General features: G+C 68.3%; 4 protein-coding genes. All 4 read left to right on the top strand.

What is annotated here, in order from left to right; all coding sequences use genetic code 11:
* On the top strand, window positions 1–5058 hold a 5058-nt coding region (locus ASF72_RS11730), incomplete at its 5' end, for an Ig-like domain-containing protein (protein ID WP_235504712.1).
* A 75-nt stretch (window positions 5059–5133) separates the two neighbouring features.
* A complete protein-coding gene (locus ASF72_RS11725) occupies window positions 5134–6105 on the top strand; it encodes an AAA family ATPase (RefSeq protein WP_056599057.1) in 972 nt (323 codons plus the stop codon).
* Window positions 6106–6162: 57 nt separating this feature from the next.
* Window positions 6163–7494 (top strand): DUF58 domain-containing protein, encoded by a 1332-nt coding sequence (locus ASF72_RS11720; protein ID WP_056599055.1) that lies wholly within the window; start codon window positions 6163–6165, stop codon window positions 7492–7494.
* A complete protein-coding gene (locus ASF72_RS11715) occupies window positions 7491–10082 on the top strand; it encodes a transglutaminase family protein (RefSeq protein ID WP_056599053.1) in 2592 nt (863 codons plus the stop codon). The genes ASF72_RS11720 and ASF72_RS11715 overlap by 4 nt, the downstream gene beginning before the upstream one ends.
* Window positions 10083–10306 lie beyond the last annotated feature (224 nt).

The raw sequence follows: 10306 nt of genomic DNA, 5'->3' as shown, positions 1-10306 counted from the left end.
AATTCGGGCAATGTGTGGCTGGTGAACCAGAACATGCTCCTGGTCAACAACTGGGACGACGTGGTCCCGCCCAAAAACGAATCCGACGAACAGGACCAGGAGTCCGCGGACAACAACACCATCAACGTCCTGCCGGACCGCACCAAACCCAACCGGCCGCCGGAGACCAAACCCGACGCCATCGGCGTCCGCCCCGGCCGGACCACCATCCTCAGCGTCCTGGACAATGATTCGGATCCCGACGGCGACGTGCTCACCGCTGCCCTGGCAGGCTCGGGACCGCAGGCCGGCACCCTCGACAGCATTTACGGCGGCACCGCCTTCCAGGTCGCCGTCCCGGCCGACGCCAAACCGGGCACCGAAACGTTTGGCTACAACGCCTCGGACGGGCGCGGCCTGTCAGCGGCCGGGCAGGTCAGCCTCACCGTGGTGGGGCCCAACGAGAACAAGCCGCCACAGTTTAAACGCGGCGAAGACACCACCATCCTGGTGGAGCAGGGCAAAACCGTCAGCCAGAACATCCTCACCGACTGGATCGACCCCGACGGCGACGACCTGGTCCTCCTCGACGCCAAGGCGGACAACGACCAGGACCAGGTGAAGGTCCGCCGCGACGGCCTGCTGACGTTCCAGGACTCCGGCGCCACCGCAGGAAAAAAGAGCGTGGAAGTCAGTATCTGGGACGGCCGCGACACCGTCACCGGCAAGGTGGTGGTCAACGTCCAGCCGCCGGGTGCCCTGGCCCCGGTGGTCAACGCCGACCACGTCACGGCCGTGGTGGGCCAGGACCTGGTCATCGCCCCGCTGAAAAACGACGTGGACCCCAACGGCGGCGCCCTGCGGCTGGCCCAGGTGGAAGCCAACGGGCCGGCCGAGCTGGGCCCGGTCACGGACGGCGGTACCTTCGTCTTCCGCAGCACCACCCCTGGGCCCGTCTACCTGACCTACATCGCCAGCAACGGCCCGCAAAGCAGCCAGGGCCTGGTGCGCGTGGATGTGGAATCCGGCAACGACCCCGGCAACCCGGTCGCCGTGCACGACGTTGCCCTGATGCCCACCGGCGGCAACGTCCTGCTGGACCCGCTGGCCAACGACTCCGACCCCTCCGGCGGCGTCCTGGTGCTGCAATCCGTCAAACTGCCGGACAACGCGCCCGTCTCCGTCTCCGTGATCGACCACAGCGTCCTGCGCATCACCGACATCCGGGGAACCAAAGACCCGCTCCTGTTCGAATACACCATGTCCAACGGCACCAAATCCGCCACCGGCAGCGTCTCGGTGGTACCCGTACCGGCCCCGGCCGTGGTGGAAGCGCCGCAGCCCAAACCGGATGAGGTGAACGTCCGCGTCAACGACGTGGTGACCATCCCCGTGCTGGACAACGACACCCACCCGCAAGGCCAGGAACTGACCGTTGACCCCGTTCTGCCGCAGGCAGTAGACGCGGCGGACGGCAAGGGTTTCGTCTCGGAAAACACGCTCCGGTTCATCGCGGGCAGCCAACCGAAGACCGTCCGCGCCATCTACAACGCCGTGGACCCGCAGGGCCAAAAGAGCGCTGCCGCGGTCACCATCCACATCCTGCCGCTGGAAGGCGCCGAAAACTCCCGGCCGCAGCCGCAGAACCTGACCGCCCGCGTGGTGGCCGCCGGAACCGTCAGGATCCCCGTCCCGCTGGACGGCATCGACCCCGACGGCGACTCCGTCCAGCTGACCGGGATCGACAGCACGCCGGCCATGGGCACCGCCACCGTGGGCAGCAACTTCATCGACTTCACGGCCGCCGGCGACGGCGCCGGCACTGACACGTTCCGCTACAAAGTGGTGGACCGCCAGGGCGCCGTCAACACCGGAACCGTGACAGTTGGCATCGCTCCGCGCGGCGAAGTGAACCAGAAGCCCACCCCCGTGGACGACGAGGTCCGGGTCCGCCCGGGGCGGCAGATCGCCGTCGATGCCGTCAGGAACGACACCGACCCGGACGGCGACATTGTCCGGATCCGGACCGATGGCATCGAGGCCGATCCCGCATTCCAGGCCACCGTCAGCAAAACCAGCGGCCGCGTGATCCTCCTGGCCCCGGAGGAAGCCGGCACCGTCAACGTCCGCTACACCGTCTCCGATGACCGGGACGCCACCGCCCAGGCCACCATCCGCGTGGTGGTGGACAATGACGTCCCGCTCAAGGCCCCGATTGCGCGCGATGACCGGGTGACCTCCGCCCAGACCATGGGCCGCACCGCAGTGGACGTTCCGGTCCTGAAAAATGACGAGGACCCGGACGGGGTAGGCGAAAACCTGGTGGTCGCCACCGAAGCCCCCACCGCCCGGCCCGGCAGTGACGGCAACGTGATTGTTGAACTCACCGAAGCGCCGCAGCTCATTCCCTACACCGTTGAAGACGTGGATGGACAGCAGTCGACGGCGGTCATCTGGGTTCCGGGCCTCGGCCAGCAGGTGCCCACCCTGGCCAAGGATGACGTGGTGGAGGTCATCGCCGGCCAGTCCGCCACGGTGGACCTCACCGAATGGGTCAAGGTCCGCGACGGCCGGTCACCCCGGCTGACGCAGGCTGACCGGATCAAGTTCATCGGGGCCGACGGCGCCGACCCCACCGCCGGCAGCGCCACGTCCCTGAAGTACACCGCCGGAATCGACTACGTGGGCCCGGGCTCCATGACCTTTGAAGTTACCGACGGCAGCGGACCCGATGACCCCGATGGGCTCAAGTCCACCCTCAGCATCCGGACCAGGGTGCTGCCGGACCCCAACCGGAACAACCCGCCCGAACTCCTGGGCTCGGCCCTTGACGTTCCCATGGGGGATTCCGCCAGCCTGGACCTGCGCAGCCTGACCTCCGACCCGGATGGCGATGACGCGGACAACATGAGCTACGAGATCCAGGGCGGCGCACCCGCAGGCTTCAGCGCGTCCCTGGACGGCAGCGTCCTGAAAGCGTCGTCGGGATCCAGCGGTACCGGAACCACCGCCGCTGTCCAGGTCAAAGCCAAGGACCCGCGCGGCCTCGAAGCCACCGCCACCTACCAACTGGCCGTCACCGCCTCCAACCGGCCCAAGCCGGTGGCCAACGACGACCCGGAACCCAACGCAGCGGCGGGCAAGCCCGTCACCGTCAACGTCCTGGCCAACGACTCCAACCCCTTCCCCGAGACGGCCCTGAAGATCACGGCCGCCGGCGCGGAGACCGGCAGCGGCAACGTGGATGTCGACGGCGGCTCCGTGGTGGTGACCCCCGCCCCGGGCTTCACCGGAACCATGGTGGTCAGCTACACCGTGGCGGACAAAACCAACGACCCGTCGCGTCAGGCCACCGCCCGGATCCGGCTTACCGTCAAGGACAAGCCGTTGGCCCCGGCCACGCCCCAGGCGCAGAGCGTGGGGGACCGGACAGCGCTGCTGGCCTGGACGGCCCCGGCCGACCGCGGCGCCGCCATCACCAAGTACACCGTGTACGGCGCCGGCGGTTTCCGCCAGGATTGCCCGGCCAACACATGCACCCTGAACGGGCTGACCAACAACACCAAGTACAACTTCGAGGTCACCGCCACCAACGAGTTCGGCGAGTCGGACCGGTCGCCGGCCTCCGCGGAGGTACGCCCGGACGTCAAGCCGGACACCCCGCTGGCGCCGTCGCTCAAGTTCGGCGACAAGCAGCTCTCCGTCGCCTGGGCGGCGCCCGCCAGCAAGGGCTCACCGGTGAAGTCCTACGACCTGGAGATCTCGCCTGCGCCGCCGGGACAAAACGCGCAGATCCAGAACCTCACCGCCGTGAGCTACGTCTGGAAGGGCCTCAAGAACGGCGTCTCCTACAAGGTGCGGGTCCTGGCCCGCAACGACGCCAAGGACCCCTCCGAATGGAGCCCCTACTCCGCTGCGGAAGTCCCGGCCGGTCCGCCGGCCGTGCCTGCCGCGCCCACCGCGGCCCAGGCAGGGTCCGTGGGGGCGCAGAGCCAGCTGAAGGTGGCGTGGGCGGCGCCGAACAACAACGGTGACGCCGTCTCCAGCTACACCCTTACTACTTTCCGCGGCGGCGCCGCCGTGTCCAGCCAGAAGGTCACCGGCACCACGCAGAACGTCACGGTGGACAACTCGGAAAGCAACTACACCTTCACGGTCACGGCCACCAACAAGGCCGGTACCAGCGATCCCAGTGCACAGTCCGCGGCCATCCGGGCGGCAGGAAAACCGGGCCAGGTCAGCAGTGGATCGGTTAAGGAAACCGGCACCAGCGGGCAGCTCCAGGTGACTTTCGAACCGCTTACGCAAGCACAGCGCAACGGCTCCACCGACGGTGAGATCAGTTACAGCTACAACGCCGACGGCCGGAGCGGTCCCATCCCGGCCGGCGGCACCACCATCACTGGCATGACCGACGGCCGGGACATCACCGTCACCATCATCGCCACGTCCACCAAAAACAACATTTCCGGGGACGCCAAGCCGGTGGGCGCCGCCAACCCCTATGGCCCGCCCAACGCCCCCAACGTCAACGGCGGCACGTCCGCCAAGGGCGACGGCGACGTGCACTGGACCTGGAACAACCCGGCCACCAACGGACGCGCGCTCAGCCACTACGAGGTCAATTACGAAGGCGGCGGTTGGACCAACGTGGGCAAAACCAACAAGTTTGACCGCTCCGCCGGCGGTTGGAACCAGAGCCGCACCCTCCAGGTCCGGGCCGTCACCGTGGTGCCCGGGGCGCCGGGACAGGCAAACGCCAAGTCCGGAGACAATCCCACCCCGCCACCGCCAACGTCCTGGAGCATCACCGCCACCCCGACCCGCAGCTGCACCGAACCGAGGAAGGGGACCGACAGCTTCGTGGCCGGCAACCCGTCCCAGTGCAACGGGGCAGGCAAATGGCTGGACGCAGGCGCGTCAGCGGATACGGACAGGTACCAGGTCTGGTACAAGACCTCCAACAACCCGTCCGGCATCTGGTACCACCTCACCAGCGGCATGGCCGCCGGGAACTGGATCCGCTGCGACACCTCCAGCCGCGGCTGCAACCCGCCCAATGGCATGCCGAACGGCTAGCCAGCACCACCGCCCTGCACCCAGGGACCGGCACACCGGTCCCCACCTACGAACCCAGACAAAAAGGAACCCATCATGACCATGACCACCGAACAGGCCGAATGGTTTGCCGACACTTTTGAAAAGCTCGTTACCAACGTTGGCCAAGCTGTCCTGGGCAAGGAACACGTCATCCGGCTCACCTTCACCGCCATGCTGGCTGAAGGCCACGTCCTGTTCGAGGACGCCCCCGGGACCGGCAAGACCTCCCTGGCCCGGGCCCTGGCCGCCACGGTCCAGGGTTCCAACAACCGGATCCAGTTCACGCCAGACTTGCTGCCCTCCGACGTCACCGGCGTGACCATCTACGACCAGAAGACGCAGAAGTTCGAGTTCCACAAGGGCCCGATCTTCAACAACATCGTCCTGGCCGACGAAATCAACCGTGCATCCCCGAAAACCCAGTCGGCGTTGCTCGAGGTAATGGAAGAGTCCCGGGTCACCGTGGACGGCATCACCCACTCCGCAGGCCGGCCGTTCATGGTTATGGCCACCCAGAACCCGATCGAGCAGGCAGGCACCTACCGGCTGCCCGAGGCCCAGCTGGACCGGTTCCTGATCAAAACCTCCATCGGCTACCCGGACCACGCCTCCACCGTCCGGCTGCTGGGCGGGGCCAACCTCAAGGACCGCTCGCAGGACCTGTCCGCCGTGATCACCACCTCCGCCGTGGCCGACATGGCGGACCTCGCCGCCACGGTCCACGTGGACACCGCAGTACTGGAGTACATCTCCCGGCTCTGCGAGGAAACCCGCTCCGCGCCCGAAACCCGGCTGGGCGTCTCCGTCCGCGGTGCCCTGGCCATGGTCCGCGCCGCGAAGGTCTGGGCCGCCGCGCAGGGCCGGAACTTTGTGCTGCCTGACGACATCAAGGAACTGGCCGCCGTTGTGTGGACCCACCGGTTTGTGATGGACGCCGAAGCCGAGTTCTCCGGCGCCACTCCGGAAGCCGTACTGACGCGCATCCTGGCCGACGTCGCCGCCCCGCAGCAGCGCACCCACGCCTGACCCGCCGTCGTACCCCCGGCACCATTTTCAACCAGCGCACCAAACGAAGGCACACATATGTCCAGCGGTACCCCGGTGACCAGGCTCGCGGAGCGCCTGAAGCGGCCCTTCCTGCGGAACGGCCGCCCCACCGCCCTGCATCCTTCCGCCGTCTGGGCGGAAGCCACCAACACCGCAGGGCTGGTCCTTGCCCCGGCCTGGCGCACCGTCCGGCAACTGTGGCTGAAGTACCCCTGGCCGGTGCTGTCCGTGGTGAGCGTTCTGGGGTGGTCCGTGCTGGCCGCCGCGGTGCTCCTTTGGTGGACCGGGCAGGCGTTCGGCTGGCAGGAAGCCAAAGCAGCAGCCATCGCCGCGTTTGTCCTCTTTGTGGTGGCAGTGGCCTTCATCCTGGGCCGCTCCTCCTATGGTGTTGTGCTGGACCTGGCCCGCACCCGGGTAGCCGTGGGCGACAGCGCCGTGGGCAGCATCGCCGTGTCCAACACGTCCACCCGCCCGCTCCTGCCGGCGGCACTGGAACTGCCCGTCGGCAGCGCGACGGCCGTGTTCCATCTGCCCCGCATGAAGCCGCAGCAGGTCCACGAGGACCTCTTCACCATTCCCACCGCCAGACGCGCCGTGATTGTGGTGGGCCCGGTCCGGTCCGTCCGGGCCGATCCGCTGCACCTGCTGCGCCGCCAGGTCCTGTGGACCGCGCCGGAGGACCTCTTTGTCCATCCGCGGACCGTGGCCCTGGCAGGCTCCGCCGCAGGGTTCATCCGCGACCTGGAGGGCATGCCCACCACCGACCTTTCCAGCGCAGACGTTTCCTTCCACGCCCTGCGGGACTACGTGCCGGGGGATGACCGCCGGCACATCCACTGGAAGACCACGGCCCGGACCAACAAGCTGATGGTCCGCCAGTTCGAGGAGACTCGCCGGGCGCACCTGGCCATCTCGCTCTCCATCAACACCGACGAATACGCCGGCGAGGCCGAATTCGAGATGGCCATCTCGGCGGCTGCATCCATTGGCCGGCAGGCCATCCGGGAACAGCGCGAGCTCGATGTCCTGACGCAGAAGGGGCCGCTGCGCTGCGAAACCGGCCGCAACATGCTCGATGACATGACCCGGATCGTCGGGACACCGATGCGGCGCACCGCCGTCGACCTGGCCAGGACCCTGGCGGACACCGTACCCAACGCCTCCGTGGTGTTTTTTGTGGTGGGCAGCAACGTCACCGCCGGCCAGCTCCGGCAAGCGGCCGCCTCCGTGCCGCCCGGCGTCCGGAGCCTGGCCGTCAGGATCGAAGCCGGCGCCGCACCCACCCGCGCCAATATCGCCGAACTGACGGTCCTGACCCTGGGCGACCTGTCCGACCTGGCCATCGTGTTGAGAAAGGCGGCAGCATGAGCACCGCACCGGGCCAACGCCCCCCCACCAACAGGAAAGCCGCCCGCACCATCCCGCAGGAGCGCGCCCGGAGCCGCAGGGCAACCAACGGGCCGGAATCCGGTTTCGCCACCGGCCAGCCGGCCTGGCATTTCCTGCTCGACGCCGGCGCTTTGGCCGTCCTGCTGGGACTGGGCCTGCTGGGCTTCGGCCTGAGCTTCGGCGGCGACGCCTACTACCTGGTCTCCGGTTTCGGCGGCATTGTCCTGGGCCTGGCCATCGCGGCCCTGAACGCGCACCTGCGGCTGGGGCTGCTGATCACCACGGCCCTCGCCCTGGGCGCCTATCTGGTGTTTGGTACCCTTTTCGCCGTCCCGGACTCCGCGATCGCCGGTTTTGTCCCCACCCTGGACTCGCTCCGGATCCTGCTGCCCGGAGTTGTGTTTGCCTGGAAAGACATGCTTACGGTGGGCGTGCCGGTGGGCACCGGCGGCGGCGTGCTGATCGTCCCGTTCCTCAGCTCCCTCATCACCGCGCTGGTGGCGGGCATCCTGACCTGGCGGACCCGCAGCCCGTACTTCCCGCTGCTGCCTGTCCTGGTGCTGTTTGTCACCGGGATCGCGTTCAGCACCAACGCCGCCTTCCTCACATTGGAGCGCGGCATCGGCCTCACGGTCCTGGGCATCGCCTGGGCCACGTTCCGCCGCGACGCGCTCCGGCGGAACAGCACCCGCAAGGTGGCAGTGAACAACCCGCAGACCGACGCCGGGACCGCCCGCCGTGCGCAGCTCCGCCGGCTGGGGATGGCCGCCGGCGTCATCGCCGTCAGCGTGGGCGTCACCACCCTTGCCGCGCCGCTGGTCACCGCCAACGACGAGCGCCGGGTCCTCCGGAACGTCGTAGTCCCGCCGTTTGACCCCAAGGACTACATCACGCCCCTGGCCAGCTTCCGCACCTATGTGAAGGACAAGAAGGACGACACCCTGTTTGTGGTCAAGGGCCTGCCCCGCGACGGCCGCGTCCGGTTGGGTGCCCTGGACTCCTTCAACGGCACCAACTACACCATGGACCCCAACGGGTCCGGCAACTTCAGCAAGGTGGGGGATACCGAGTCCATCAATACCCTCGCCGATTCCGGCGGCGTGGTGCCCACCAACGACTACGCCATCAACATCAGCGTCGAGGACTACCAGGGCTTTTTTGTCCCCGGCGGCCGGAAAACCACCGGCCTGAGTTTTGACCAGAATGCCTCCGCCGCGGCCTCCGGGCTCTATTTCAACGCCGGCACCGATACCGCCGTGACCACCAACCAACTCTCCCGCGGCGATTCCTACCGGGTGCAGGTCTCGGAACCCGTGAAGCTGGAGCACGGCCAGTTGACCCAGTACGACTTTGCCCGGCTTTCGCTTCCCGACGTCCTGGAGGTCCCGCCCGTGGTGGGCTCGCAGGCCAACGACCTGTCCGCCGATGCACCCACCGCGATCGACCGGGTCCGCCAGATCGAGGCGCACTTCCAGAAGACGGGTGCGTTCAGCAACGGGCTGGTCAGCGAGGGCCAGCTGCCCAGCGTTTCGGGGCACGGCGCCGCGAGGATCCGGACCCTGCTGACCGCCAAGCAGATGCTGGGCGACGACGAGCAGTACGCAGTGGCCATGTCCCTGATGCTGCGGCACCTGGGGATCCCGTCCCGGGTGGTGATGGGCTTCTACCCGGATCCCACCAGCCCGGAAAACGGTGCCGGCGAAGTGAAGATCACCGGCAAAAACGCGCACGCCTGGGTTGAAGTGGCGTTTGAACGCGTGGGCTGGGTCAGCTTCGACCCCACCCCGCCCAAGGACAACGTCCCCATCCCGCCGGACCCGGAGAACAAGTCCAAGCCCAAGCCGCAGGTGCTGCAGCCACCGCCCCCGCCGCAGGAGCCCGCGGACCTGCCCCCGGATTCCTCCCCGGACGCGCTCGACGCGGACGAGAAAAAGGACAACCCGTGGCTGTTCTGGGGTGCGCTGCTCGGTGCGCTGGGCATCGCCGCCATCCCGATTGCCGTCCTGGCACTCCCGCTGCTGCTGATCGCCCTGTTGAAATCACGACGCCGGAAGTCGCGTTTCAGGGCCGGTCACCCCGCGCAGCGGGTGGGCGGCGGATGGAGTGAGGTGATGAGCCTGGCCACCGACATGGGTGCCGCCGTCGACACCAAGTCCACGCGGCGGGAAAGCGCCGCCGTCCTGGCGGACGCGTTCCCCGCCAGCGGCAGCACCACCACCATGCTGGCCCGGCGCGCCGATGCGTCCATCTTCGGTGCGGGCGAACCCAGCGAGGAGGACGTCCGGGAGTACTGGAGCATTGTGGACGGATCGTTGAAGGAGATCACCTCAACAGTGGGTTTCTGGCGCCGGCAGCAGGCCAGGTTCTCGCCGCGCTCCCTCCTGGCCGACGCGCGGACTGCACTGGGCGGCCGGGGCCGGAAACAGCCGGCACCGGCCGGCGGGACGCCTTCAGGCGGCAAACCCGCAGGCGGCGAACCTGCAGCCCGAAACCAGCCGCCGTCACCGGACGCCCAACAGCCCGGAGCCGGCATCGAACCCCAGCCACAGGGACCGGTGGCGCAGTGACGGCTGAAGCCGTGCGGTGCCCCCGCTGCCAGCAGCTGCAGCGCACCGGCGCTGCGTTCTGCACGGCCTGCGGGGCGCCGCTGCCCAACCGGGCAGCACGCAGCACCCGTAACCAGGAGTACGGCCAGGCCGCCGGTGCTGATGTCCCGCAGGGTCCGTCCGCGGCGCATGGGCCAGGGATTCCCGGTACTATCCCGGTAGTGGAAAGGCTCCCGGCCCACGCC

The organism is Arthrobacter sp. Leaf141 (genome assembly GCF_001424565.1).
Taxonomy (GTDB): Bacteria; Actinomycetota; Actinomycetes; order Actinomycetales; family Micrococcaceae; genus Arthrobacter.
This window is presented reverse-complemented; position numbering and strand designations above follow the sequence as displayed.